The organism is Streptomyces sp. NPDC034111 (genome assembly GCF_055575375.1).
The window spans coordinates 435,846-461,599 of the sequence record NZ_JBVIST010000001.1 but is presented as its reverse complement, the minus strand read 5'-3'; the positions used below and the strand labels follow the sequence as shown (position 1 = coordinate 461,599).

The window sequence follows — 25,754 nt, the reverse complement described above, 5'->3', positions numbered from 1 at the left end:
CGGGGGAGCCGGCTACTGCTTGAGATCGAACTCGCCGTCCCGGGCGCCCAGCACGAAGGCCCGCCACTCCGCCTCGGTGTAGCGCAGTACCACATCGGGCTCCGTGGAGTTGCGCATGGCCACCGCACCGCGCTCCAGGAAGGCGATCTCCACCGCCTCCTCGGCGTCCCCGGGGGCGCGCTGCCAGGTGGCGTCGGAGATGTCGAGGGCGTAGAGCCACTCCTTCTCAGCTGCGGCACTCATACCGTGATCCCCTCGCTCGTGGTCCGTTCCGGCCCGTGGCCGTGCCGGTCAGCGTACGCGGTGGCCAGGTCGGCTTCCAGTGAGCCGCCAGCGGCGGAACTCGGCCGTACCGCGGTCCCCCGTCCCGGAGTTGGCGGCCGACTGGTGCAGCCCGGTGTCCTGGCGGACGGCCGCTCCCGGGACGGTGACGGTGGCGATCTCCCGCCAGGTGGCACCGCCGTCCGTCGAACAGGATCCGGTGTACGTACCGGCGCCACGGGCCAGCCGCAGCAGCACGGGAGCGCCCACGCCGGTGATCCGCCGGTAGGTGTCCAGGGCGCCGTCGCCGTCCGCGTCGTACGACAGCACGATGCCGTGGGCGGGCGTCACGGAGAGGTTGAGGAACCCGAGCGCGTCCGGTGAGCCCGGGGCGGCGGTGAGCCGGTTACGGACGATGATCCCGGCCCGCGCCCAGGGACCGGTGGCGTCCTGCCAGGTCACCTCGACCGTCACCGATCCGCCGGCCGCCAGCGCCCCCGGCCGGTACAGCGCGCCGAACTCCGCGGTGGACCGCCACAGGTCCGCGCCCGCCCCATTGATCGCGAAACGGTCCGCCAACTGGCCGAAGACCGCCGCATTGCCGGTCACCGTCCGCAGCTCCGCATCCAGCGGCCCGGCCACGAACAGCGTGCCCGACCGCGCCGCCCGGATGCGGGGCTCACTCTTCGGGCCGTAGTCGACGGTCAGGTCGTAGGGGAGCGGGCGCAGCGGCGCATCCAGGGGGCCGGCCGGGGCGGTGACCCGCCAGCGGGCCTCGCCGGTGCCGCCGGGCAGCACGGACGGCAGCGACACCGGGCCCGAGGCGGCGGCGTCGACGCCCTTCAGAGCGAAGTCGACCCGGCCGGTCGCGCGCAGCCCGTTGACGTTGCGCAGTGCCGCGGTGACGGTGGCCCGGCCGCCCGGCGGCAGCGCGGCCGGGGCGGCGGTGACCGTGACGGTGCCCTGGTAGGGGACCCTGGCCAGGGCGTTGTGGACCCGCTGTGCGGTGCGGTACGGATCGGCGGTGGGACGCAGCGGATGGTCGTCGCGCCGGCGGGTCCAGGGCTCCTCCAGGGCGTACCAGTCGAAGGGCCGGGGCGGCCGGTCCGCCGCCAGCGCGTCCGCGAGCTCGTCCAAGTACGCCTGCCACTGCGGAAGATGGACCTCGCCGATCAGGCCGTGCCAGTCGCGGTTGGCGTAGTTGGCGAGCGCGCCGCCGTCGGCGGTGGCCCGGTCCGCCCAGGTGGTGAGCAGCGCCCGGGCGCTGTGCTCCAGCCGCGCCGCCTCCTCGGGACCGGACGCCATCGCCCTGGCGTCCGCCAGCCACGGTCCGAGCAGGAAGTGCCGGTGCGCGCCGGTGACCTCCTCGCTCAGCCGCATCAGCCGCAGCCACAGCCCCGACAGCGCACCGAACGCGGCCCGGTCCTTGCGCCGGTAGGCGTCCTGGAGCTGCCCGATCAGCTGCCAGGAGCGGTTGGCCAGGGCCTGCCGGGCGGCGTCCGTCAGATCGTGGCGGTAGGCGTCGCTGCCGCGCAGCGCCGGGCGCACCCCCAGCAGCGCGGCGAAGGCACCGTCGAACGCCGCCGGGTCGAACGCCGGACCATGGGTGGCGTAGGTGGTGCCGGAGCGGGCGGCCAGGTCCGGGCGGGCCGCGAAGACCGAGTCGTGCGGACGGCCGTCCTTGCTGGCGATCTCGTACGCGCTGGTGCGCAGCGCGGCGAACGCGGCCCGGGCCCCCTCGTCCCGGCCGCCGTACCGTAGCTCCGCATAGCCGTCGAACCACGCCGCACGGTCCACCGGGCGCTCCCGCCAGGCCAGTTCGGAGAACAGCTCGAAGGCCGCCGGGTCCCGCTCCGCGGCCTCCGGCATATACGCCGTGCCCACCAGCCGGCTGCCCGGCTTGTCACGCCAGTCCGTGAAGCGCTCGGCCCAGACATGGGTCTTGGCGCCGACGGTGGTGCGCCCCCCGAAGTTGGGGATGGACCCGAAGGCGTACGGCACCCCGCCCCAGTCCCGCTCCCGGTCGGTGACCGTCTCCAGGTCGCTGAGGCCGTCCACGATCAGCATCCGCTCGCGGTCGACGGCGTCCAGCAGATCGCGCCGCGGATTGTTCTGCCAGCCCAGGATCACCCAGGTGGCGCCGGGGCGCGCGGTGCGCAGCGCCTTCTCGACCGCGCGGGCGGCGTCCGGCACCGGCACGTCACCGGGGTCACCGCCCTCGTGCAGCAGATCCATCTTGAAGTGGTCTGCGGGGCCCAGGAGTTGTTCCTGGTGGTGGTAGAAGGCGGCAGCCACCTCGGCGAAGACCGCGGTACGCGGATCCAGCCAGTCCGGCCGCTTCAGACCCGACCAGGTGCCCTGCGGGACGGTCCTGGCACCGGGGTTACGCCCGTCGAACCCGTCCGGCACGGTGCCGAAGTAGCCCGGCAGCACGGGGCGCATCCCCAGCGCCCGCAGCCGGTCACAGATCTTCCGCCCCAACTCACCCCGCCTGCCGAGAAGCTCGGGGCTGACCGGCCCGCCGTAACCACTCATGTTCTGGAGCAGCCACCACGGCTGGTGCGAGGGGGCCGGCAGCCAGCCACGGGCCTCGGCGTCGGAGTAGCCGAACCCGGTCAGCAGCCGGTGGTAGACGACCTCGGCCCCCGGGGTGACCAGCACCTCGTTCACCCCGTGCAGCGCCAGTACGTCGATCAGCCGCTCCCAGCGGGGCCAGTCCGCGTACGGGGCGGTGTAGCCGTCATGGGTGTCGTTGAGCGCGAAGCGGTGCGGCAGCGACGTGGCGCGCTCGACGGGGGAGCGCGGTCCTGGCAGCCGCGCGGGCAGCGCCACCTGATCACCTGCCCACGAGAGATGGGCCCGACAGGTGTACTTGAGGTACCAGTTCACGCCGGTCAGCAGCACCGCGGGGGTCGTCCCGGCAACGGTGATCCGGCCCTCCCGCCCCTCGACCCGGAAGCGGTCGGTGCCGTCCTCGGCGGCGAGCGGCACCAGCTCGAACTGGTCGGCATGCCCGGGCAGCAGCCGTCCCAGCGCGGCCCGCGCCGGCGCGGTGTCCCACCCCGCCGCCCGCTGCGCAGCGGACGCGGCCCCGCCGAGCACCGCTCCCACCCCTATCGCTCCGGCAGTTCCCAGCAGCGCGCGTCTGCGCATTGCGGCCTCTCCCCACGTAGTCGGCTGTCCCGCCGTGGTGGTGTCTCGCCGTAGCTCCCCCACTGCCTGAAGGGCGTGGGAGGTACCCCCACGCGGCGGGCGTTGGTTCGTCGGGTGCGGTGACGGCCCTACGGACTTCGTCCTCTGGTCCGTCCCCTCCCGTGGGTGGGTGGGAAACCTCAGTGGGGGCGTGCGTCCAATGTTCCCTTTACGCCCGCATAGCACATTTGCCCACTTGCGTGCACCCCCACCGGCCTCCTCCCACCCCACAACGGGAGGGGACGGGCCGGAGGGGCCTTGTTGGTGGACGTAAAGCGAAGCAGTCCACCAACAAGGCGCCGGAGGACCGTCACCGCACCCAACAACCACCTGGCCCGCCGCAGGCGCAACGGCGAGACACCACCACGGCGGGAAAGCCAAAAACGTGGGGGGAACCACAGCGCACGCTGTTCCGCCGACCCTCACCCGCTCGCCCCCTGCCCGTTACGCGCTCGGCCGTCAGGCACGGGAACAGTCTGCCGCGTCGACTCGCCCAGCCTCCCCACTCCCCATGGAGAGCTCCCATGAGCATGGCTACGACCGCGTCCGCTACCGTCCCCGCCACCCACGCCCCGGAAGCGGCCCCCGCAGCCGTCACGGCACCCGCACCCGTCACGGCCTCCGCGCTGGCAGTGGCCGGCACCCCCGGCTACACCGCGCAGATCGCCGGCACCGTCGAGCAGATCCGCGCCGCCCAGCGGCTGCGCCATGACGTCTTCGCCGGTGAGCTGGGCGCGACCCTGCACACCCCGCTGGCCGGCCACGACATCGACGCCGTCGACGAGCTCGCCGACCACCTCGTCGTCACCCACACCGGCACCGGCGAGGTGGTCGGCACCTACCGGCTGCTGCCGCCCGGCCGCAGCGCCCGGCTCTACTCCGACGGCGAGTTCGACCTCGCCGCGCTGGAGGAGCTGCGCCCCTCGCTCATCGAGGCCGGCCGCTCCTGCGTCCACCCCGATCACCGCAGCGGCGCGGTGATGACCCAGATGTGGGCGGCGCTGGCCCGCTACACGCTGCTCTCCGGCCACCGCTATCTGGCAGGCTGCGCCTCGGTCCCGCTCGCCGACGGGGGCACCGCCGCCGCCCACGCCTGGGCGCTGGGCCGCACCCGTTACGCCGCCCCGCCCGAGCTCCAGGTCACCCCGCACCACCCCTGGCACGCCACCGTCCCGGCCCCCGAGCGCCCCAGCGCCGCCCAGCTGCCCCCGCTGCTCCGCGGCTACCTCCGCATCGGCGCCGTGATCTGCGGCGCACCCGCCCACGACCCCGAGTTCGATGTCGCGGACTTCTTCGTCGTCCTGGACATGGAACGGCTCGGCGACCGCTACCGGCGCTACTTCCTGGGGGAGTCGTGAACGGCCCCTGGGACGTCTGGTCCGACTGCACCCCGGCCTGCGCCGCGCACGCCCTGCCGCGGGTGCCGGCGACCGGTATCGCCCGGCGCGCCGCCGCATTCGCCCATGCGGTCCGCCGGGCGCTCACCGACGGCGAGCGGATGGCCGATCCGGCGCGGCTGCGCGCCCACGCCGGAGCGCTGCTCGACGCCCTGGACATCCGCGTCGAAGGCCCCACGGCACAGTCCGGCGCGCTCACCTCCCCGGCCGGCGGGCCCGGCACCCTCCTCGTCGTCAACCACATCTCCTGGCTCGACATCCCCGCCCTGCTCGCCGTCGAGCCGGTCACCCTGCTCGCCAAGCGCGAGGTCGGCGGCTGGCCGGTGGTCGGCGGCCTGGCACGCAGAGCCGGTACATACTTCATCGACCGTACGAGCCCACGCCAACTGCCGCACACCGTAAGGGAGTTGTCCGAGCTGCTGGGATCCGGGCACTCGGTGGCGGTCTTTCCCCAGGCCACCACCTGGTGCACCGCCGACCAGGGCACCTTCCGCCGGGCCACGTTCCAGGCCGCCCTCGACGCGGGCGCACCGGTCCGTCCGGTGACCCTCGCCTACTCCCAGCAGGGCCGGCCCAGCACGGTGGCCGCCTTCTGCGGTGAGGACACCTTTCTCGGCTCGCTGCGCCGGGTGCTCGCCGCCCGCGCGCTGACCGTACGCGTCACCGCCCATCCGGTGCTGACGACGGAGGGCGAGCCGGGTCTGGACCGGCGGGAGCTGGCGGCGCGGGCGGCCCGGGCGGCACTGGGCGGCCGGTCGGCGACGGTACCGGGAGCGGTGACGTCGGGAGCCGCGGTACCGGCCGTGCCTGTACGGGACGGGGCCGGCGTGCCCGTACACGACACCCCGGCCCATGTTTGACCCGCTGCACCAGATCGACCAGCTCACCGGGCAGTTGCAGGGCATGCTGGGCTCGCCCTGGCTGTGGCTGGTCATCCTGCTGGTGTCCGGCCTCGATGCGCTGCTGCCGTTCATGCCGAGCGAGACCACCGTGCTGCTGGTCGCCGTGCTCATCGGCCCCGACCTGCCGCTGCTCGCCCTGCTGACGGGCGTCGCGGCGGCCGGGGCGCTGGCCGGGGACTGCCTGGGCTACGCGGTGGGGCGGTACGCGGGCCCGCGCGCGACCGCCCGGCTGCTGCGCGGCGAACGCGGCCGGGCCCGGCACACCAGGGCCCGCGCCCTGGTCGAACGGCACGCCGCACTGCTCATCATCGCCGGCCGCTTCGTACCCGGTGGCCGGGTGGTCTCCGCGCTGTCCACCGGGAGCGTCCACTTCCCGCTGCGCCGCTTTGTGCTGCTGGACGCCGTGGGTGCGGGCGTCTGGGCGCTGTGCAGCGCGGCCCTCGGCGGCCTGGGCGGCGCGGCGCTCACCGACTCCCCGGCCGAGGCGGTGCTGCTGGCCTCCGCGGCCGGGCTGCTGGTGGCCGGCGGTGTGGGATTGCTGCACCGGCGGGTGCCGGGCGCCCTCCCGCTCCGGGAGGAACGGGAGGGCACCTGAGCCGGGCATCTGAGGCGGGCCGCGGCGGGCCCGGCCCGCTCTCAGGCGCTCGGCACGTACTTGTAGCCGACCCGCCGGACCGTCACGATCGACGAACGGTGCTCGGCGCCCAACTTGCGGCGCAGCCGGGCGACATGGACATCGACGGTGCGGCCGTCGCCGACGTGTCCATAGCCCCAGACCGTGGTCACCAGCTGGTCGCGGGTGTGCACCCGGTGCGGATGCGCGACCAGATGGGCCAGCAGCTCGAACTCCAGGTAGGTCAGGTCCAGCAGGCGGTCCTGGACCCGTACGGTCCGCCGCTCGGGGTCGATCCGTACGGTCGCGTCGCCGGTCGGTGCGGGCACCGTCGGCGCGGCGGCCGGTGGCGGGGCGGCGGCCTGCTCGGCCGGTACCAGGACGAGGTAGCCGACCATCGGCGGCTGGCCGGGCAGCGCCGGCACGCTGTGTTCGGGCGCCGGGAGCCAGGTCGCGCCAGAGTTCAGCAACTCGGCGATCCGGTCGGGACTCCGGCGCGAAGCGCCTCCACTCGGGGCGGGTGACGCGTGGGCCTCGTCGGGGGCCACGGCGCGCAGTCGGTGGCGGTGGGGGTGCGGGGCGAGAGGGGAAGCGGGGGCCGTCGTGGAACCGGCGGTGAGGGTACGGACGTTCGTCATGGGAGTCAGCTCTTTCGCGCAGAAGGGGCGTCGGGGACGTCATGCGCGCGGGCAGGGCTGGAGACGCCGGTCAGCGGCGTCGGTGAGGGAGGTGCGGGCCCGCGCTCAGTGCGCGCGGCAACACAGACGATCGAAGGCGTGCGCCTGCCGGGACGGCCAGAACGGCTCGAGGTCGCTGCGACCTGTCGCGGTGTCGGTGAGGCTGGCCATGCCCCTATTGAACCAGACCGCCGGGGATCTGTCCCTCATGTGGGGGGCACGGTTCCGCCCCCGACCTCTGCCCCCGCGGCACGCGCCCGGTCGCCAACCCGAGTGCGAGCGCCGTGAGATGACCGGCGTCGGTGAAGGTCCGCCCGCGGCGCAGCACCGGACGTATCCCCAGGCCCAGCAGCCCGGCGGTGACCGCGGTGCGCACACCGCGGTGCGGAATGCCCGCCGCGAGGGCGCCCGCCGTCGCATGGAAGCCGTAGCTGGCGCCGACGTCGACGGCGTGGGTGGTCTCCGCTGCGAGCGCGGGCCTCCGGGCGCGCAGGCCCGCGTAGATCAGCAGGCTGGCGCCGACGTGCCCGGCCGCGAACACCCCCGCCGCCCGCCCTGCGCCCCAGCGCGCCTCGGCCGTCCCGAGGGTGGCCAGCAGCGCGGCGCCGTACGGCACCGGCATCGGCTCCTCGACGAAGACCGCGCTGGTGGCCAGCGTCTGCCAGCGCCCGGCCCGCAGATTGGCGACGTTGGTGGAGTGCCTGCGCAGCAGCTCCGTGCGCCGCCGCCGGGGCAGCCGCGCGGTGGCGTACGCACCGAGCTGTACGGCGCCGACATACAGCGGTGCGGCCCAGGGCAGGCGGGGCGGCATCTCAGGCCCCCGCCGGCGGGTGCGGCCCGGTCCCGGTCCTGACGCTGATCGCAAGCATGTCCCCCAGCCTGCCAGCCGCCACTGACAACCGGCCCGGTCCGGCCCGCGCAGGGCAACGCGAAAGGGGCCGGCCCCCTCGGCCGGCCCCTTCACACGCGGGTGGTCCCGTCTCAGACCTGCTCGCGCCGCGCCAGCTCCGTGCAGCAGGTGTCCACGATCAGCCGGGTGACCACATACGGGTCGACGTTGGCGTTCGGCCGGCGGTCCTCGATGTAGCCCTTCTTCTCGACCTCGACCTGCCAGGGGATGCGCACCGAGGCGCCGCGGTCGGAGGCGCCGTAGCTGAACTGGTCCCAGGGCGCGGTCTCGTGCGCACCGGTCAGCCGCTCCTCGATGCCGGTGCCGTACTGGCGGACGTGCTCCAGCGGCTTGCCGTCCGCGCCCAGCGCCTCGCAGGCGGTGATGATCGCGTCGTAGCCCTCACGCATCGCGCGGGTGGAGAAGTTGGTGTGCGCGCCCGCGCCGTTCCAGTCGCCCTTGGCCGGCTTGGCGTCCAGCGACGCGGTGACGCCGAACTCCTCCGCCACCCGGTGCAGCAGCCAGCGCGCCACCCACATGTGGTCCGAGACCTCCAGCGGCGCCAGCGCGCCCACCTGGAACTCCCACTGACCGGGCATGACCTCGGCGTTGATGCCGGACAGGCCGAGGCCGGCCGCCAGGCACAGGTCGAGGTGCTTCTCGACGATCTCGCGGCCGAAGATCGCGTCGGCGCCCACACCGCAGTAGTAGTCGGCCTGCGGCGCCGGGTAGCCGCCGCCCTCGGGGAAGCCCAGCGGCCGGTCGCCCTTGAGGAAGGTGTACTCCTGCTCGATGCCGAAGATCGGCTCCTGGCCGGCGAACTTCTCCGCCACCGGGCGCAGCAGCGCACGGGTGTTGGAGGCGTGCGGGGTCAGGTCGGTGTTCAGCACCTCGCACAGCACCAGCAGGTGGTCGCCGCCGCGGATCGGGTCCGGGCAGCTGAACACCGGCTCCAGGACGAGGTCCGAGGAGTGGCCTTCGGCCTGGTTGGTGCTGGACCCGTCGAAGCCCCAGCGCGGCAGCGTGGACCCGTCGGCGAGGATCTTGGTCTTGGAGCGGAGCTTGGCGGTCGGCTGGGTGCCGTCGATCCAGATGTACTCGGCCTTGATGGTCACGGGGTCCTCTTATACGGGTAGGTGCGGGTACGCGTGCGGGGCGTACGTTCGCACTCTCGCAACAGGCGATTTCCCGTCCGTTGCCCATTTGTGAACCGCAGGTTACTCAGTCGGACATCCCGCCGTTCTGAAGGTGATCTGCCTCATGCGCCTTGGATTACAAGACGTCTTTGTCCGGAATTGTCCATAACTCTGTAGTTGAGGCCTCACCGGTTCTGCTTCAGCAGCCCCTCGAAACCCAGCCGGTGCACCCGCCGCACCAACTCCTCGTGGCTGATTCCCATCGCCTCCGCGGTACGCCCCACATGCCAGTCGTACGCGGCGAGCCGGTGCAGCACATGGCCGCGCCGGACCTGCTTGTCGGTCAGCCGGAAGGTCTTCAGGTAGGCGACCCGTCCCTTCCCGTCCGTGATCATCTCACCGATGTGCTGGGTACGGTGCAGCGCGAACGGCGGCAGGAAGCGCGACAGCCGGAACCGGCCCATCCGGTACACCTCCCGCACCTCGTAGGTCTCGTCCAGCAAATCGCCCGCCATCAGGCCGGCATGCTGCGCCTCCCACTCCTGGGCCCGCCGCTCGGCGGCCGACCGCAGCTCGGCGAGCGAGGTGATGTACTCCGCGGTGATCCGCGTCGTGAACTCCGCCACAGGACCGCCATAGAGGGCGTACTGGTACAGCAGCTCGCCGTACATGTCCTGGAGCAGCGACGGGTGCAGCGCCCGGTAGTCGTCCGGATGCGGCACCACGAAGGCGGCGGCCAGCGCATCGGCGACGTACACCAGCACCCCGCACTGCCCCGGATGGATCTCGAAGATCCGCAGGGCGTCGTCGAGTCCGGGCACCTGCTCGCCCCGGTACGCCCGCTCGGCGCGCGGCGAGAGCCCGTCGCGCACCGCCCGCCGGGTCCACTCCTCCCACACGATGGACGGGCCGCCGAAGTGCAGCGCCAGATAGCCGTCGAGCGCAAGGTGGAGCGGCAGGAACCGCAGGGCGCCCGACGACCGGCCCGAAGCCCCGCCGGACGGCCGCTCCTTGCCGCGGCGCCGCTGGGCGAGCTTCCGGGGGAGGTGCAGCGGCGCACAGGCCACCGGTCCGCGCCCGTCGCCGAGCTGCGAGCCGTACGCGGCGGCGGGCGAGCCGTCACCCGTCCAGTCCGCCACGAAACCGTGCGGGATGTACGCCGTGTAGGACACGCCCCGCTCGGCCTGCACCGCCCTCGGACCGAACGCCTCCCTCGGTCCGTCCGCGTAGAGCTCGCGGTGCAGCCGAAGATCGGTGTACGGCTCCGCGCGCACCAGTGGGACGAGCCGTACCGCGCCCCACACCTGTGCCGGCCGGGCCCGCAGCCCGCCCAGATCCAGTCTGCTCACCCCGCGTCCCCCTCCCGCAGCGGCCCGTCGCTGGCGTCGTGCGCTGCGTTCGCTTCGTTCTTCCCGTGCGCCTCGCCCAGGAACTGCCGCACCCGGTCGTCCAGATGGGCCCGCAGCTCCGCGAGCCCCGTACGCCCCTCCGCGAAGTGCGCCAGCTGCACCAGCGCCGGCAGATCCTCCGCATCGCGCACCCCGGCCGTCGGCACCGCGGGGGACAGCCGCCGCACGGCGAAGTCCTCGGCGTCGTACACCGGGTTGAGATGCACCACCGACGTCCGGCGCTCCCGGTCGAGGCGGGTGCGCCACACCCGCAGCACCTCACCGGCCAGACCGGGCGGCGCGTTGTCCCAGCCGTCCGAGACGATCACCAGCCGCTCCGGCGCGTACTCCAGCGCGTCCAGCACCCGCATCCCCAGCGGGGTCGGCCCGTACGGATGGGCGAGCAGCGCATCCGTCCGCCCGGATGTCCAGAGCGGAAGGTACGACTCCGCCAGCGCCTCCAGCAGGAAGTGGCAGGCCAGTGCGGTCGCCAGCGGACGGCGCCGCTTCTGCCGCGAACCGGTGGTGGAGAAGCTGTCGTCGAGGACGGCCGCCACCCGGCCCCAGGTCCCGGCCTGCGCCCCCGCGGTACGCCGCGCCGCCGCCCGCAGCGCACCGGTCAGCTCCGCGCGCCGCGCCACCCGGTCGTCGAGCGGGAGCCCCAGCACATACCCGGCGAGCCGGGTCAGCGGCATCCCGGCGAGATCGCGGTCCACCGCGGCGCGCTCGGCACGCGCCGACTCCTGCACCCGCAGCCGCTCCAGCCGCGTCATCCGCGGGGCGATCCGCTCCAGGAAGGCGCGACGGCCGATCCCGTGCGCCGCCGCGAACCCCTCGGCGACGGTGAACGGCAGCTCGAAGACCGCCCCCTGCTCGTAGTGCGCCCGGCGCCAGGCGTCCAGCAGCGGGGTGGTGAAGTGCTTACGGCGCCGCGGCGCGAAGAGGAAGTCGCCCAGCTCGCCGGCGCCGTGCGGCAGCCCGGCCAGCGGCAGATGGGCATGGCGCGCCGCGCACTTGAGACCCGCCCGGTACTTCACGGCGTCCAGCGCCGGGTCCGGGCGCGCCGCGAGCCAGTCGCGCATGATCGCGCGGGTGCGGCGGTTGTTGACCTTGGCGGCGCGCAGCGCACGGAACAGCCGGTACACCCGCGGTGCGGGCAGCCGGGCCAGCCGGGCCGCGATCAGCCGCCCCTCCGTACGCCGCTCCGCCGCCGTCGCCTCGTCCGCCGTCTCCAGCAGCCGCCGTACGATCAGCGCCGCGTTGTGGTCATTGATGTCCAGCGCGAGCGCGGCGGCGTACAGAGGCCGGTAGTTGACCCGTACGTAGGCGTGCAGAAAGTCCAGCGACAGCTGCTGCTCGGCCGCCCCGGAGTGGAATTCGCGCTGCCCGGTGGAGGTGATCGCGGCGTTCACGAACAGCAGCACGTCCTCGGCCGCCACCAGATCCGGGTAGCTCTCCACCCGTCCTCCCCCCCCACGTAGCGCGGATGCCGGCCGGGGAATGGGGGCACGAGCAGCGAATCGTTGCTTTGCAGAGCAGGTCCGGAAGTCGCACCGGAGTCCCGCGGCCGGCGGGGGAAACGTAACACCGCCCCGGTGGACGGGGCATATGGATTACCCGCCGGGAGCCGGGCCGGCGGCTGCTCGTCGTGCGGCGCCTCCCGCGGGACACTGGCCGCATGACCACCCTGCGCATCGGACTCCTCGGCACCGGCCCCTGGGCACGCAGCGTCCACGCCCCCGCTCTCGCCGCCCACCCCGGCGTCGAACTGACCGGCATCTGGGGGCGCAGACCGGAAGCCGCCGCCGCACTGGCCCAGGTCCACGACAGCCGCCCCTACGCCGCGCCCGACGAGCTGTTCGCCGACTGCGACGCCGTCGCGATCGCCCTGCCGCCGTCCGTGCAGGCCCCGTTGGCGGTACGGGCCGCGGAGGCCGGCTGTCACCTCCTCCTGGACAAGCCGGTCGCCACCTCGGTACCCGAGGCCCGCGCGGTCGCCGAGGCCGCCGACCGCGCCGGCCTCGCCTCGGTGGTCTTCTTCACCGCCCGCTTCGGCGCGGAGGAGGGCGAGTGGATCGCCGCCCAGGCCGCCGTCGGCGGCTGGTTCACCGCGCACGCCGACTGGCTCGCGCCGGTCTTCGCCGACGGCACCACCAGCCCGTACGCGCACTCGCCCTGGCGCCGGGAGAAGGGCGGCCTGTGGGACATCGCCCCGCATGCGCTCTCCGTCCTCCTCGCGGTCCTCGGCGACGCGGAGACGGTCACCGCCGCCCGCGGCCCGGCCGACACCGTGCTGCTGACGATGCGTCACAGCAGCGGTGCGGCCAGCTCCGTGACGGTCGGGCTGACCGCCCCGGCCGCCGCATCCGGCGTCGAGGTCACCCTCCGCGGCACCGCCGGCGTCACCAGCCTGCCCCGCCGGCAGCACGGCCCCGAGGTGGCCTACCACCGCGCCGTCGACGCCCTGCTCGCCGCCGCCGACACCGGCCTGCCCAACGCCTGTGACGTCCACTTCGGCCTGCGGGTCACCGAGATCCTGGCCGCCGCGGAGGAGACGCTGACCCCGCTCATACCTCTCGGGTCATGAGCACATGGCGGAATTGGTCGTGGAGGCTATGAGCCGGGAACCGTAGCGTCATGGTCGTACCGGGCCGTCAACGGCCCGCCACCGCACCGAGGGAGCACCGCGCCATGACGCCCGCCACCGGATTCACCAGCTACGTCGACACCGTCCTGACCGCCCTCGCCCTCGACCCGTCCCGCACCGTGGTGACCGGCCCGGAGGCACCCCCCGGCACCGACGGCCCCACAGGTACCGGCACCCGCCCCGAGATCACCGCCGGCGCCTTACACGCCACCGTCCACCGCATGGCCGCCGTACTCGCCGAGCACGGCATCGGCCGCGGCGACACCGTCTCCCTCCTCAGCGGCAACCGCCCCGAGGTGCTGGCCGCCCGCTACGCCGTCAACCTCCTCGGCGCCCGTGTGGTGCTCCTCTACGACGGGATGGCCGCCGGGACGCTGGCCAGAGTTGCCGAGAGCGCCGAGACCGTGCTGCTGCTCGTCGACCCCGAGCTGCACGCCACCGCACGGGATCTCCTGCACCACACCAAGGGCCCGCTCCCCGAGGTCATGACCTTCGGTCCGGCGCCCGCCCCCGCCCTCGGCACCGACCTGGTGGCGGCCTGCGCCGCCCTCCCCGCCACGCCCGTCGTGGCGAGCGCCGCGCGACCCGACGACGACTGGTGCATTCGGCACACCGGAGGAACGACCGGCATACCCAAGGGAGTACGGATGGCGCACGCCCCGTACGCCGGGATGCTCGCCCAGCAGCCGCCCGCCACCGGCGAACCGCCCCGCTTCCTCGCCTGCACCTCGCTCGCCCACCTGGCGGGCGTACTGGCCGACATCACGCTCGCGTCCGGCGGCAGCCTCGTCCTGCACCGCGCCTTCGACCCCACCGCCGTGCTCGCCGCGATCGCCCGCGACCGCATCAGCCACCTCTGGCTGCTGCCCCCGCTCCTCTACCGCCTCCTGGACGACCCCACCCTCCCCACCGCCGACCTCACCTCGCTCACCAGCATCGCCTACGGCGGCTGTGCGGCCTCCCCGTCCCGGCTGGAGCAGGCCGCCAAGGCCTTCGGCCCGGTGCTGTACGGGATGTACGGCATGTCGGAGGCGATGTCGATCTCCCTTGCCCTCCCGCAGGACCACACCCCGACCGGGCCCGGCGGCCGGATCACCGTCGGCCGTCCGCTGCCCGGCGTGGAGCTCGCCGTCCGGGACGCGGACGGGCGGGATCTGCCCACGGGGGAGCAGGGCGAGATCCACGTACGCTCCGCCGGAGTGATGACCGGCTACTGGAAACAGCCCGAGCTGACCGCGCAGGTGCTGACCGGGGACGGCTGGCTGCGCACCGGCGACGCCGGGTGCCTGGACGACCAGGGCCGGCTCTACCTCGTCGACCGGGTCAAGGACCTGATCATCGTGGTGGGCGGGCATGTCCACCCGGCGGAGGTCGAGGACCTGCTCCACACCCACCCGGCGGTCGCCCACTGCGCCGTCTACGGGGTGCGTACCGCCGACGAGGCCGAGGAGGTGCATGCCGCGGTCGTCCCCGCGCCGGGCCACACCGTGGACACCGAGGCGCTCCGCGCCTTCGTCACCGAGCACAAGGGCGCGCTCTATGCGCCGGCCGCCGTGCACCTCCTCGACGAGATCCCCCTCACCCCGGTCGGCAAGCCCGACAAGACCCGCCTCCGAGCCACGACGGCAGCGGCCTGAGGACGGTCCCGCCCGGGGCCGGCCGCGAGCGTGCCGCGGGGCCGGTCCCGGGGCCTGGCCAGGGGGCCCAAATCCCCCCTGGCCAGGGGCTTTTGTCAGTGGTGGCCAGTAGAATGGGAACCAGTCAGTGAGGGTTTTTCCAACGCTCCAGGAGGTCGCCGATGGCCGCTGCCACACTCATGACGAAGCCTCTCCCGGCCCACCCACTGCCCAAGAAACCGCTGCCCGCCGGATGGCCGCGCGAGCGGTATGAATCCCACAACCGCCGCCTGAAGGCCATGCGGCTCGCCATAGCCCTGCTCGACACCGGCGTCTACCGCCCCGAGCAGGCCCACAACCGCAAGATCCGCAGCACCGCCGCGGAGATCGGGGTGCACACCCCGTCCGACACGACCTGCCGCCTCGTCCGCGCCCTGATCTACGACCAGTGCTGACAGCTCCCCGACCACTGCTGACGACCTGATGGCCTGACGGCTGACGGCCTGACGCCACGCGCCGACGACCGGCGCCTCATGCCACCGCGCCGGCGGGCGGCCCGGGTCACTTCCCGGGCCGCCCGTCCGGCCCCATGTCCTCGACCTCCGCCAGCGCCTCCTCCAGCCAGGCCACCCAGAAGGTCTCCAGCCCGATCCCGGCCCGCAGCACAAGCCGCCGCAGCCGGTCCTCCGGGTCGGCCGCGGCCCCGAAGTCGCGGCTCTCGATCTCCTCGTACTCCGCCAACTGCCGCCGGTGCAGCGTCAGATGGCGCCGCAACTCCTCGTCCAGCCCCGCCCGCCCCACCACCGCCGCGGCCCGCAGCCGCAGCAGCAGCGCATCCCGGATGGGCTTGGACTCCTGCTCACCCGACGCCCACGCGGCCAGCTCCGCGCGGCCCGCGGGCAGCACCTCGAACTCCTTCTTCTGCCCGCGGGACGGCTGATCGGACGGCAGCGCCCGGATGAACCCGGCCTGCTCCAGCTTCCCCAGCTCCCGGTAGATCTGCTGATGCGTGGCCGACCAGAAGTAGCCGATCGACCGGTCGAACCTGCGGGTCAGCTCCAGCCCCGACGACGGCTTCTCGAGCAGGGCGGTGAGGATCGCGTGCGGGAGTGACATGGGGGAATCCTAGGCACGGCAGAAGAACACGGGGGCCGGAGTCCACGGGGCCGGAGAGCGCGGCAGCCGCAGATCACGCTGCCCTTGGAGCACGGGCCCGCCGGTCACAGCGCCGCCGCAAGCTCCGTGCCCTGCTTGATCGCACGCTTGGCATCCAGCTCGGCGGCGACCTCGGCCCCGCCGATCAGATGCACCGCGCGCCCCTCGGCCCGCAGCTCCTCGTACAGCTCCCGACGCGGCTCCTGCCCGGTGCACAGCACCACCGTGTCCACGGCGAGCGTGCTGCTCACACCGTCCACCGTGACATGCAGCCCGTCGTCGTCGATCCGCTCGTACGTCGCCCCGGCGATCATTGTCACGCCCCGGTGCCGGAGCTCCGTACGGTGGATCCAGCCGGTGGTCCTGCCCAGACCGGCGCCGACCTTCGAGGTCTTGCGCTGGAGCAGATGCACCTGCCGCGGCGCCTTCGGCCGCTCGGGCGCCCGCAGTCCGCCGCGCGCGCCGTACGCCGTGTCCACACCCCAGGCGCGGAAGTACGCCTCCGGATCCTGGCTGGCCCCCTCACCGGCGTCGGTCAGGAACTCCGCGACGTCGAAGCCGATACCGCCCGCCCCGATGATCGCGACCCGCTCGCCCACCGGGGCACCGTCGCGCAACACCTCCAGGTAGCTGACGACGCTCGGGTGGTCGATCCCGTCGATCTCCGGAACCCGCGGCGTCACCCCCGTAGCGACCACGACCTCGTCGAACTCGCCCAGGTCACTGGCCGATACCGGGGTGTTCAGGCGCACCTCGACACCCCGCAGCGCCAGCTGCGTACGGAAGTAGCGCAGGGTCTCGTCGAACTCCTCCTTGCCCGGCACCCGCTTGGCGATGTTCAGCTGCCCGCCGATCTCCGCCGCCGCGTCGAACAGCGTCACCTGGTGCCCCCGCTCGGCCGCCGAGACGGCGCACGCCAGCCCGGCCGGCCCGGCGCCGACCACCGCGAGCCGCTTGCGCAGCCGGGTCGGCGCGAGCACCAGCTCGGTCTCGTGGCAGGCCCGCGGATTGACCAGACAGGACGTGATCTTCCCGCTGAAGGTGTGGTCGAGGCAGGCCTGGTTGCAGCCGATGCAGGTGTTGATCTCGTCGGCCCGGCCCTCCTTCGCCTTGCCGACGAAGTCCGGGTCGGCGAGGAACGGCCGGGCCAGCGACACCATGTCCGCCCGTCCGTCGGCGAGCAACTCCTCGGCCACCTCAGGGGTGTTGATCCGGTTGCTGGTCACCAGCGGAACGGAGACCGACCCCATCAGCCGCTTGGTCACCCAGGTGTACGCCCCGCGTGGCACCGACGTGACGATGGTCGGGATACGGGCCTCGTGCCAGCCGATACCGGTGTTGATGATCGTCGCGCCCGCCGCCTCGATCTCCTTGGCGAGCGCCACCACCTCCTCCAGGGTGGAACCGCCCGGCACCAGGTCCAGCATCGACAGCCGGTAGATCAGGATGAAGTCGCTGCCGACGCGCTCGCGGGTGCGTCGGACGATCTCCAGCGGGAAGCGCACCCGGTTCTCGTACGAGCCGCCCCAGCGGTCCGTACGGTGATTGGTCGCCCCGGCGATGAACTCATTGATCAGGTACCCCTCGGAGCCCATGATCTCCACGCCGTCGTACCCGGCCGACCGGGCCAGCTCGGCCGCCCGCACATAGTCCTCGATGGTCTGCTCGACCTCGTCATCGGTGAGCGCATGCGGGGTGAAGGGGCTGATCGGCGCCTGGATCGCGCTGGGGGCGACGAGGTCGGCGTGGTAGGCGTACCGCCCGAAGTGCAGGATCTGCATCGCGATCCGCCCGCCGGCGGCATGCACCGCCTCGGTCACGGTCCGGTGCTGCGCGGCCTCCGCCTCGGTGGTGAGCTTGGCCCCGCCCTCGTACGGACGTCCCGCCTCGTTCGGCGCGATCCCACCGGTCACCATCAGGCCGACGCCGCCCCGCGCCCGGGCGGCGTAGAAGGCGGCCATCCGCGCGAAGCCGTTCTCCGCCTCCTCCAGGCCGATGTGCATGGACCCCATCAGCACCCGGTTGGGGAGCGTGGTGAACCCGAGGTCGAGCGGGCTCATCAGGTGCGGGTACGGGGTCATGGGGCCTCCTTGCGCCGGGGGACGTCACCAACGTTGTAGACCACCCCCAGGGCGTTGTGCAACAAGTTGCAAAAACTGTGAGCGAGTCGACGTGAGGTGGGGGAGGGGTGCGTCCTCGACCGGCTGCTGGTCCAAGTCGATCTCGGCCCGGCCGGGGAGGGCGACGGCAGCTGGCGCGACCGGCTCGTACGGATCCTCACCTCCTACACGGCGGTGCTCTTCGAGTACCCGGGCCTCGCCCAGGCGGCGCTGGTGGCCCGCCCGTCCGGGGAGCGCTATCTCGATCTGCTGGAGGCGCTGCTGTCCCTGCTCGGCGAGGGCGGCGTCCCGGACGCGGAGGCGGCCTGGCTGCTCGACCTGCTGCTTCAGTTCGCCACCGCCACCGCGGCCGAGCACGCCACCCGCGAAGGCGCCCTCGACGCCCAGGACGACTGGGACGCCCTCGCCACGGCTCTGCGCGGCGCGTCCGAGGAGACCCGTCCGCACCTCGCCGCCCTCGGTACCGAACTGCTCACCGGCCCCGGCGAGGCCCGTCTGACCTGGGGCTTCCACGTACTGATCAACGGAGCGCTGCACACCCCGCGACCGGACACCGGGCCCTCGCCCGAACCCCGGCGACCGTAAGAGCGAAGGGATACCGCATGCCGGCACACCACCCCCTCGCAGTGATCGGCGCCGGTCTCGGCGGACTGGTGCTCGCCCGCGTACTCCATCTGCACGGCATCGAAGCGGCCGTTCACGACCTCGACGCCTCGCCCGCCGCGCGTCACCAGGGCGGCATGCTCGATATGCACGAGGAGTCCGGCCAGGCCGCACTGCGCGCCGCAGGCCTCTTCGACGCCTTCCGCGCCCTCATCCACCCCGGCGGCGAGGCCCTGCGCATCCTCGACAAGCACGCCACGGTCCGCAGGGAGGACGACGGTGACGACGGCGACCGCCCCGAGGTCGCCCGCGGCGCCCTGCGCACCCTCCTCCTCGACTCCCTTCCCGCCGGCACGATCCGGTGGAACGCGAAGGTCACCGCCGCCCGCCCGCTCGCCGACGGCCGCCATGAAGTCACCCTCGCCGACGGGCAGACCTTCACCACCGACCTCCTCATCGGCGCCGACGGCGCCTGGTCGAAGGTGCGCCCCCTGGTCTCGGACGCCGCCCCGCGCTACTCCGGCATCTCCTTCGTCGAAGCGCGACTGCTCGACGCCGACACCCGCCACCCGCGGAGCGCCGCCGTCGTCGGCAGCGGCACCCTGTTCGCGCTCTCCGACGAGAAGGGTTTCCTCTCCCACCGGGAGAGCGACGGCAGCCTGCACGTCTGCATCGCCCTCAAAACGCCCGAGGACTGGGCGACTTCCGGCCCCCTCGCCTTCACCGCCACGGGAGCCGCCGGCGCTGCCGCGCCCGCCACCGACGCCGTGAAGGCCGCCCTGCTCGCGCACTTCCCCGACTGGGACGACCGACTGCGGTCCCTCATCGCCGAGGCCGACGGCCCGCTCGTCCCGCGCCCCATCCACGCCCTGCCGGCCGGCCACCGCTGGGCCCGCACCCCCGGCGTGACCCTGCTCGGCGACGCCGCCCATCTGATGTCCCCGTTCGCCGGCGAGGGCGCCAACCTCGCCATGCTGGACGGCGCCGAACTCGCTGCCGCCCTCGTCGCCCACCCCGGTGACACCGAGGCCGCACTGGCCGCCTACGAGGAGGCGCTCTTCCCCCGCAGTAAGGCCGCCGCCGCCGAATCCGCCGCGAACCTCACCACCTTCTTCCGCCCCGACGCCCCCCAGGGGCTGCTCGACCTGATGGACCGGTACCAGGCCGCCGGGGCCTGACCGCGGCGTGGTCCCCCACTTCGGGCCGCGGCTACACCGTGTGTCGTGTCACAGACAACACCCCAAGCGCTGTGGCAGCTTCAAGTGCTCTTCCTCCCAGGGGAGTTGAAGCAAGTGGTCACGCACGTGGAGAGGACCGAAGTGAGCACCTTAGAAGCCATGACGCTGGACCAGGTGGTCGACACCGCTCGCTACCCCCTGACGGAACCGGAGAGCGCCGGGGCGCAGACCGTGGTGGCCCGGGCCCGGCACGAGCTGGACACCCTCGGCTGTACCGTGCTGCCGGACTTCATCCACCCGGCGCAGCGCGAGGTCCTGCGGGGGGAGTGCTCCGCCCTCGCGCCCCGTGCGCACTTCGACGTCGAGACGGTCAACGTCTACAACATCGCCGTCGACCGGTCCCTGCCGGCCGGTCACCCGGGCCGCAAGGCCTTCGAGCGCGGCAATGCCTTCGTCGCCCGGGACCGCATCCCGGCAGGCTCCCTGATCAGCCGGCTGTACGCGCACACCGCCTTCCAGCGCTTCATCGCCCACTGCTTCCGGCTGCCGCAGCTGTACGAACTGGCCGACCCGCTCTCCGGGCTCGTCCTCAACGTCGTCGAGCCCGGCAAGGAACACCCCTGGCACTTCGACACCAACGAGTTCACGGTGAGCATGCTCACCCAGGAGGCGGATGCCGGCGGCGTCTTCGAGTACTGCCCGAACATCCGTACCGCGCACGACGAGCACTTCGACGACGTCCGGGACGTACTGGAGGGCCGGGGCGAGCGGCTGGTCCACCGGCTGCCGCTCCGGCCGGGCGACCTCCAGCTGTTCAAGGGCCGCTACTCGCTGCACCGGGTGAGCCCGGTACAGGGCGGGACCGCGCGCCACTCGGCGATCTTCGCCTACAGCGAGCGCCCCGGCGTCATCGGGAGCGTGGCCCGCACCCGGCAGCTCTTCGGCCGGGTACGGCCCGAACACCTGGCCGCCGAGGGCCGGGCGGTACGGGGCGACCGGCTGCTGGATTAGCGGGCCATTGCGCCCTTCGCACCCAAGAGGTGTTCAAACAGCGGCGGTTCGCCTGCTCCCGGGCGCAGGCTCTGGTAGGTCCCATAACACCCGCACCCACCGACGACCCGAATCGAGACCGGACGTGACCCACAGTCAGGGCGCAGCAGCCACCCCGACGACCCCCGCCACCACCCCGACCTTCGCTCTGGAGGACACCCTTCCGCGTGTCCCGCTGCCCTCCCTGGAGGAGAGCTGTGAGCGGTTCCTCGCCTGGTGCAGGCCGCTGCTGACCGCCGAGGAGCTGGCGGCGACCGAGGCGGAGGTGGCCGCCTTCCTCCGGCCCGGCGGCCCCGGCCGGGTGCTTCAGGCCGCCCTGGAGGAGTACGACGCCACGGAAGGCGTGCACAGCTGGCTCGACACCTTCTGGCCGTACCGCTACCTGGGCCGCCGGGACCGGATCGCGCTGAACGCCAACTTCTTCTTCCTCTTCCAGGACGCCGGCCCGGGAGCGCCGCAGTCCCAGGTGGAGCGGGCGGCCGGTCTGATCGCCGGCTCCCTCCACTACAAGCACCAGCTCGACCGGGAGGCCATCCCTCCCGTACTCCAGCGCGGCCGGCCCCAGACCATGGAGCAGAACAAGTTCCTGTTCTCCACCACCCGGATCCCCGGCGCGGAACTGGACACCGTGCGCGCCCCGTACACACCGCAGTGGCCGGGCCCGTCCGAAGCCCGGCACATCGTGGTCTTCTTCCGCGGCGGCATGTTCAAGCTGGACGTCCTGGGCGCCGACGGCGTCCCGCACAGCCTGGACGACCTGAAGGCGGGCCTGAGCGCCGTCATCAAGACCGGCACCGGCACGGAACCGGACGCCCCGGTCGGCCACCTCACCACCATGGCCCGCGCCGAGTGGGCCGCCGCCCGCGAGACCCTGCTCAGCCACCCCCGCAACGCCGACGCCCTCGACGACATCGAGACCGCCCTGTTCTGCGTCTGCCTGGAGGACTTCGCCCCCGCGGACACCCAGCAGACCTGCGACGAACTGCTCTACGGCGACCGCGGCAACCGCTGGTTCGACAAGGCCGTCTCCTTCATCGTCTTCGCCGACGGCCAGGCAGGCATCAACGTCGAACACTGCGGACTGGACGGCACCACCATCCTCAGCTTCGTCGACGCGCTGCTCGCCACCCCCGCCGAGGAACACTCCCGCCGGTCCGGCGCCCGCTCCCAGGGCCTGCCCGCCCTGGCGCCCCTCACCTTCCACCTGGACGACGCGCTGCGCGCCCAAGTGCACTCCGCCGCCGCCGCGTTCGCCCAGTACGGCGCGGACACCGCCACCCGCACCGTCGCCTTCGACGACTTCGGCGCCAACACCGCCAAATCCCTGGGCGTCTCCCCGGACGCCTTCGTCCAGCTCGCGTACCAGCTCGCCCACCAGCGCGCCAAGGGACACCTGGGTGCCACCTACGAGTCGATCGCCACCCGGCAGTGGCGGCGCGGCCGTACCGAGGCGATGCGCGTCGTCACCCCCGAGATCGTCGAGTTCGTCGCCACGATGGAGGACCCCACCACCACCCCGGACACCCGCCGCACCGCGCTCCGCACCGCCGCCGCGGCCCATGTCACCCGCGCCAAGGAGTGCCAGGCCGGCGACGCCCCCGAACAGCACCTCTGGGAACTCGAACTCATCCAGCGCCGCCGCGGCCCGGAACTCGGCGTCACCGAACAGCCCGCCCTCTACCGCACCCCCGGCTGGTGCACCATGCGCGACGACTACCTGAGCACCAGCTCCGCGCCCTCCCAGCACATCCAGTACTTCGGCTTCGGCTCCACCAGCAGCCGCTGTATCGGCGTCGCCTATGTGCTCCTCCCGGACCGTTTCAACCTCTACCTGAGCACGCCCCGCCCGGTGGCGGACCAGATGCACACCTTCGCGGACCGCCTCCGCGAGGCGGTGCACGAACTCCGCACACTGCTGACGGCATAAGCGCCCAGCCGCCCGCCGCCGGTTGCCCGCCGCCCCTCCGGGACCGCCTCAGGTATCCGCCTGCCCACCGGGATTCGCATCCGACGGCGGCCCCTGGGGCGGGGGCGTACCGGCCGGCGACCGTACGGCATTCAGATGCGCCTGCCCCTGCCGGTCCACGAATTTGGTGAACAGCTGCTGCGAATAGCCGAAGATAATGGCCCAGGCGATGATCTGGGCGGACGATTCAAGGGAACTCAGCCCGGGGACGAAACCCCCGCGCATCAGCAGCAGCCCGAGCACGGCGGTCAGCGCACCGGTGGGCAGTTTCAGCAAGGCCAGAACCACCGGAACGGGATAAGGAGTGGCCGTTCCATTGATCCGCCGCAACGCCGACGCCGCGGCGATCATTGCGGCCACCATCCCGACGATTTCCACCACCACGTAATCCGCGCCGGAGGAAATCCCGGCCATTTCCTGATTTCGGTCGCTGCCCGTGGGGGCCGGATCGCTGTTTGTCGGGCAGACCACGATGAAACCGGCACCGCCCGCCTTCTGGCCGGGCGGATTCTCCGGCGCGAAGCACAGCGGAACGGTATGCGGAAAGAATCCGCCGAGCACAGCGACCGCAATTGCCGCCACCGTCAGGCCACCCGCCACGAATTTGACGATCCGCACAAAACTGCCGACCCGAAGCTGCTCACGCAGAGCCTCCATACGTGCCGCGCTCACCGCGTCGATCAGCGTCTCGACAGTTCCCCGGTCCAGCGTCCCGCGGGACTTCCACATCTTCTGGACCGCTTGCCGCCGCGGATCCTTCTCCGCAAGGTGCTCCATGACCAGGGCCACCAAGCCAGGAAGCCATGGCTCCACCTCCGCGGCGGGAATCAATTTCAGATACATGGATCGCGCCGCATTGAGATGAATCTGCGCCACCGCCACATGGGAACCGACCCGGTGACCGGGATGCTCACGATGCGCAAGCTTCTCCCCGGCGGCCGCCAGCTCCCGCTGAATCGCCGCCGCCAGCTGCTCCTCCTTCTTCGACGGTGTCTCCGCGTGCAGCACCAGCGCCGTGAGCTCACTGATCCCGGAAAGAATGGCCTCCCGCAGCTCCCACGAGCCCGACTCGATCTCCTTGTCGACACACCTCCGCCGCCGGTCCCGCCACCACGCGACCGGATGCCCGAAGAGCGAAGGCCGGACATCCGTCGGCGCACCCTGCTGACCACCCGTCATAAGCGCGACCCTGGCCGACCCCCACCCCCCACGCACCCCGGATTACGCCACCCGGCCCACGCCCCCGTCCCACGTTTAGGGAACGTTGATCGCGCTGCGGAAGCATTCGAGCGCGTAGGCACGAACAGCACCACCCGACCATGGGGAAGCAGAAAAATGGCGCTACTTTACCTGAGCACGCTCACCTGCACCGTGAGCGAGGACTGGACCGGCCAGGACGAGCCCGCGATCTACGTCCACGACAAGGTCGTCTGGCGGGGGAACGTCGTCGAGGGGGGCACCTACGACGTCGACTACACCATCAGGTTCAAGGACAAAATCGGCGTCGCCCTGCTCGAAGAAGACACCGGCGGCATGGACCCGGACGACCTGCTCGGACTCCGCGTCATCACCACCGAACCCGGCAACCGCAAGCTGCACTTCAAAAGGTACGGAGCCGATTACACGCTCTCCTACGCCGTGGAATAGCCGCCCCTGCTGACCCACGCTAAAAGGCCGTCGGCCGTCTTCTTCCGTTCTCGGAAGGCACGGCCGACGGCCTGAAGGCCCCGACACAGAACCGCTGGCGGGGCGATTTCCGGCCGGATGGCCTGATATGGCATCTGTCCACCTGGTCCGACTCCGAGCCACCCTGTAAGGGGCAGCGCATTCGTCAGCCGACAGGGTGGGTGCAGCGCGCGGGGGTGGCCGATGGTCTATGTGCCGATTCTCAAGGGCAAGGCCGGTGAGTTCAAGGCCCTTGAGCATGCGACCCCCGAGGTGAGAGCGCACCTCCGGCCCGTCATGGAAGTTGTCCCCGACCCGGATGTACGAGACATCCTCGAAACCTTCTGCGATCGCGCCATGGATGCGATACCGCCGGGCGAGACGCTGACGGTCGACTGTGGCGCGCTACCGGTGAGACAGGTCCTTGACGGTGATGTCGGCGGGCCCGTTGCGCGGGTGAGTGAGTCCCTCGCCCTCAGAGACGTAGTGCTGTGCCCCGTAGTACGACTCACGGATGACGGCCAGTCGGTGGCTGAAATCCGTGACGCCATGGCTGCGCACGGGAGGGGCGCTTGCTTGCGTATCGCGGTCACACCACCCTACGCAGGGGAGCCGGTTCCCGAGCTGGAGAGCGTGCGCCGCCTGTTGAAAGCCGTGCCGGCGGAGGCAGACGAAATAGACCTGCTGTTGGACGCTGGGCCCGTCCACACAAGCGCTTACGCAGAAGCCCTCGAAGAGCGCGTTCTCACGGCATTGGATCGTCTGGCCATCTGGCCGTGGCGCCACATCTGCGTCGCGGCCGGGGCCTTTCCGGTAAACCTCAACGGCTTTCCGAGGGGGAGGCCGACCGCTGTCGCACGGCATGATGTGCGGCTGTGGCGGCAGATCGTTGAGCGCTGGCACGGCGAGTCGCCTGACTTTGGGGACTTCGGAGTCACACATCCGCGGATGCCAGTGAAATCGCGAGGGACCCCCGACCCCAACATGCGCTACACCACAGAAACCGACTGGCAGGTCTTCGTCTATCCCCGGATCCGTTCCGGCAACGACGACTTCTTCGTACTGAGCCATGACCTCGTGGCCTCACCGTACTGGCCGACGACCGGCCCACGTACGTCGTGGGGCGACGCCCGGCTGCTGGAGTGCGCCCGTCGTCAGCGGGCGAAGGCAGGAGGCGGCACGGAGTGGAGGGCCTGGGCCACGTCTCATCACCTCGCAGTGGTCACCTCCGAGTTGGCCCACGACGCGTGAGGTGCACGTTTTGGCAGCGGCAAGCTCAAAACAGATCGGGGCCCGAAA

Annotated in this window: 22 protein-coding genes; 12 read left to right on the top strand and 10 right to left on the bottom strand. The window is 72.4% G+C overall.

Going from position 1 to position 25,754, the window contains the following annotated elements:
- Positions 1-12: 12 nt before the first annotated feature.
- Positions 13-243 carry a DUF397 domain-containing protein gene (locus ACZ55A_RS02055; RefSeq protein WP_069568066.1) on the bottom strand — a complete coding sequence of 77 codons (231 nt, stop codon included), beginning with the start codon at positions 241-243 and terminating at the stop codon, positions 13-15.
- Positions 244-291: 48 nt separating this feature from the next.
- Positions 292-3,414 (bottom strand): alpha-N-acetylglucosaminidase, encoded by a 3,123-nt coding sequence (locus ACZ55A_RS02050; protein ID WP_468831744.1) that lies wholly within the window; start codon positions 3,412-3,414, stop codon positions 292-294.
- Between the two features lie 563 nt (positions 3,415-3,977).
- Here ACZ55A_RS02050 and ACZ55A_RS02045 point away from each other — a divergent pair.
- Genes ACZ55A_RS02045 through ACZ55A_RS02035 form a run of 3 tightly spaced genes read left to right on the top strand, consistent with a single transcriptional unit; the run spans position 3,978 to position 6,347 of the window.
- Positions 3,978-4,811: a GNAT family N-acetyltransferase gene (locus tag ACZ55A_RS02045; RefSeq protein ID WP_468831741.1), complete on the top strand. Its 834-nt coding sequence runs from the start codon at positions 3,978-3,980 to the stop codon at positions 4,809-4,811.
- On the top strand, positions 4,808-5,710 hold the full coding sequence (locus ACZ55A_RS02040) for a lysophospholipid acyltransferase family protein (protein WP_468831739.1): 903 nt from the start codon (positions 4,808-4,810) through the stop codon (positions 5,708-5,710). Before ACZ55A_RS02045 ends, ACZ55A_RS02040 begins: the two co-directional genes overlap by 4 nt.
- Positions 5,703-6,347 (top strand): DedA family protein, encoded by a 645-nt coding sequence (locus ACZ55A_RS02035; protein ID WP_468831736.1) that lies wholly within the window; start codon positions 5,703-5,705, stop codon positions 6,345-6,347. Before ACZ55A_RS02040 ends, ACZ55A_RS02035 begins: the two co-directional genes overlap by 8 nt.
- 41 nt (positions 6,348-6,388) lie before the next feature.
- On the opposite strand, the gene ACZ55A_RS02030 is transcribed toward ACZ55A_RS02035, so the two are convergent.
- The 5 genes from ACZ55A_RS02030 to ACZ55A_RS02010 form a co-directional block, all read right to left on the bottom strand.
- Positions 6,389-7,003, bottom strand: a complete 615-nt coding sequence (locus ACZ55A_RS02030) for a winged helix-turn-helix domain-containing protein (RefSeq protein ID WP_468831731.1) — start codon at positions 7,001-7,003, stop codon at positions 6,389-6,391.
- A 214-nt stretch (positions 7,004-7,217) separates the two neighbouring features.
- Positions 7,218-7,853 (bottom strand): rhomboid-like protein, encoded by a 636-nt coding sequence (locus ACZ55A_RS02025; protein ID WP_468831728.1) that lies wholly within the window; start codon positions 7,851-7,853, stop codon positions 7,218-7,220.
- Positions 7,854-8,023: 170 nt separating this feature from the next.
- Entirely contained in the window at positions 8,024-9,046 is a 1,023-nt protein-coding gene (glnII, locus tag ACZ55A_RS02020; protein ID WP_468831725.1) for a glutamine synthetase, read from the bottom strand.
- A gap of 206 nt (positions 9,047-9,252) precedes the next feature.
- Complete coding sequence (locus ACZ55A_RS02015; protein ID WP_468831722.1) at positions 9,253-10,416, bottom strand: ARPP-2 domain-containing protein; 1,164 nt, start codon at positions 10,414-10,416, stop codon at positions 9,253-9,255.
- A complete protein-coding gene (locus ACZ55A_RS02010; protein WP_468831719.1) occupies positions 10,413-11,915 on the bottom strand; it encodes a hypothetical protein in 1,503 nt (500 codons plus the stop codon). The genes ACZ55A_RS02015 and ACZ55A_RS02010 overlap by 4 nt, the downstream gene beginning before the upstream one ends.
- Positions 11,916-12,133: 218 nt before the next feature.
- Here ACZ55A_RS02010 and ACZ55A_RS02005 point away from each other — a divergent pair, with 218 nt between their 5' ends.
- The 3 genes from ACZ55A_RS02005 to ACZ55A_RS01995 all read left to right on the top strand — a co-directional run bounded on the left by ACZ55A_RS02005 (position 12,134) and on the right by ACZ55A_RS01995 (position 15,173).
- A complete protein-coding gene (locus tag ACZ55A_RS02005; protein ID WP_468831716.1) occupies positions 12,134-13,042 on the top strand; it encodes a Gfo/Idh/MocA family protein in 909 nt (302 codons plus the stop codon).
- Between the two features lie 104 nt (positions 13,043-13,146).
- Entirely contained in the window at positions 13,147-14,739 is a 1,593-nt protein-coding gene (locus ACZ55A_RS02000; RefSeq protein WP_468831713.1) for an AMP-binding protein, read from the top strand.
- 161 nt (positions 14,740-14,900) lie between these two features.
- Positions 14,901-15,173 carry a hypothetical protein gene (locus ACZ55A_RS01995; protein ID WP_468831710.1) on the top strand — a complete coding sequence of 91 codons (273 nt, stop codon included), beginning with the start codon at positions 14,901-14,903 and terminating at the stop codon, positions 15,171-15,173.
- Between the two features lie 106 nt (positions 15,174-15,279).
- On the opposite strand, the gene ACZ55A_RS01990 is transcribed toward ACZ55A_RS01995, so the two are convergent.
- Together ACZ55A_RS01990 and ACZ55A_RS01985 are read right to left on the bottom strand one after the other, a co-directional pair.
- Positions 15,280-15,834, bottom strand: coding sequence for a PadR family transcriptional regulator (locus ACZ55A_RS01990; protein WP_468831707.1), 555 nt, complete (start codon positions 15,832-15,834; stop codon positions 15,280-15,282).
- 104 nt (positions 15,835-15,938) lie between these two features.
- The gene (locus ACZ55A_RS01985) at positions 15,939-17,954 is read right to left on the bottom strand and encodes an oxidoreductase (protein WP_468831704.1); all 2,016 of its coding nucleotides are present in this window, start codon (positions 17,952-17,954) and stop codon (positions 15,939-15,941) included.
- Positions 17,955-18,050: 96 nt separating this feature from the next.
- Between ACZ55A_RS01985 and ACZ55A_RS01980 the strand changes: the two genes are divergently transcribed.
- From ACZ55A_RS01980 to ACZ55A_RS01965, 4 genes are all read left to right on the top strand, one after another.
- A complete protein-coding gene (locus ACZ55A_RS01980) occupies positions 18,051-18,578 on the top strand; it encodes a TetR/AcrR family transcriptional regulator C-terminal domain-containing protein (RefSeq protein ID WP_468831701.1) in 528 nt (175 codons plus the stop codon).
- 17 nt (positions 18,579-18,595) lie between these two features.
- The gene (locus tag ACZ55A_RS01975) at positions 18,596-19,774 is read left to right on the top strand and encodes an FAD-dependent oxidoreductase (RefSeq protein ID WP_468831698.1); all 1,179 of its coding nucleotides are present in this window, start codon (positions 18,596-18,598) and stop codon (positions 19,772-19,774) included.
- A 141-nt stretch (positions 19,775-19,915) separates the two neighbouring features.
- Positions 19,916-20,785, top strand: a complete 870-nt coding sequence (locus ACZ55A_RS01970; RefSeq protein ID WP_468831695.1) for a HalD/BesD family halogenase — start codon at positions 19,916-19,918, stop codon at positions 20,783-20,785.
- 124 nt (positions 20,786-20,909) lie between these two features.
- The gene (locus ACZ55A_RS01965; protein ID WP_468831692.1) at positions 20,910-22,751 is read left to right on the top strand and encodes a choline/carnitine O-acyltransferase; all 1,842 of its coding nucleotides are present in this window, start codon (positions 20,910-20,912) and stop codon (positions 22,749-22,751) included.
- 48 nt (positions 22,752-22,799) lie between these two features.
- On the opposite strand, the gene ACZ55A_RS01960 is transcribed toward ACZ55A_RS01965, so the two are convergent.
- Positions 22,800-23,969, bottom strand: coding sequence for a hypothetical protein (locus ACZ55A_RS01960; protein WP_468831689.1), 1,170 nt, complete (start codon positions 23,967-23,969; stop codon positions 22,800-22,802).
- Between the two features lie 156 nt (positions 23,970-24,125).
- Here ACZ55A_RS01960 and ACZ55A_RS01955 point away from each other — a divergent pair, with 156 nt between their 5' ends.
- Both ACZ55A_RS01955 and ACZ55A_RS01950 read left to right on the top strand, forming a co-directional pair.
- Positions 24,126-24,437 carry a hypothetical protein gene (locus tag ACZ55A_RS01955; RefSeq protein WP_468831686.1) on the top strand — a complete coding sequence of 104 codons (312 nt, stop codon included), beginning with the start codon at positions 24,126-24,128 and terminating at the stop codon, positions 24,435-24,437.
- 222 nt (positions 24,438-24,659) lie between these two features.
- Positions 24,660-25,706 carry a beta family protein gene (locus ACZ55A_RS01950; RefSeq protein WP_468831683.1) on the top strand — a complete coding sequence of 349 codons (1,047 nt, stop codon included), beginning with the start codon at positions 24,660-24,662 and terminating at the stop codon, positions 25,704-25,706.
- Positions 25,707-25,754: the final 48 nt, after the last annotated feature.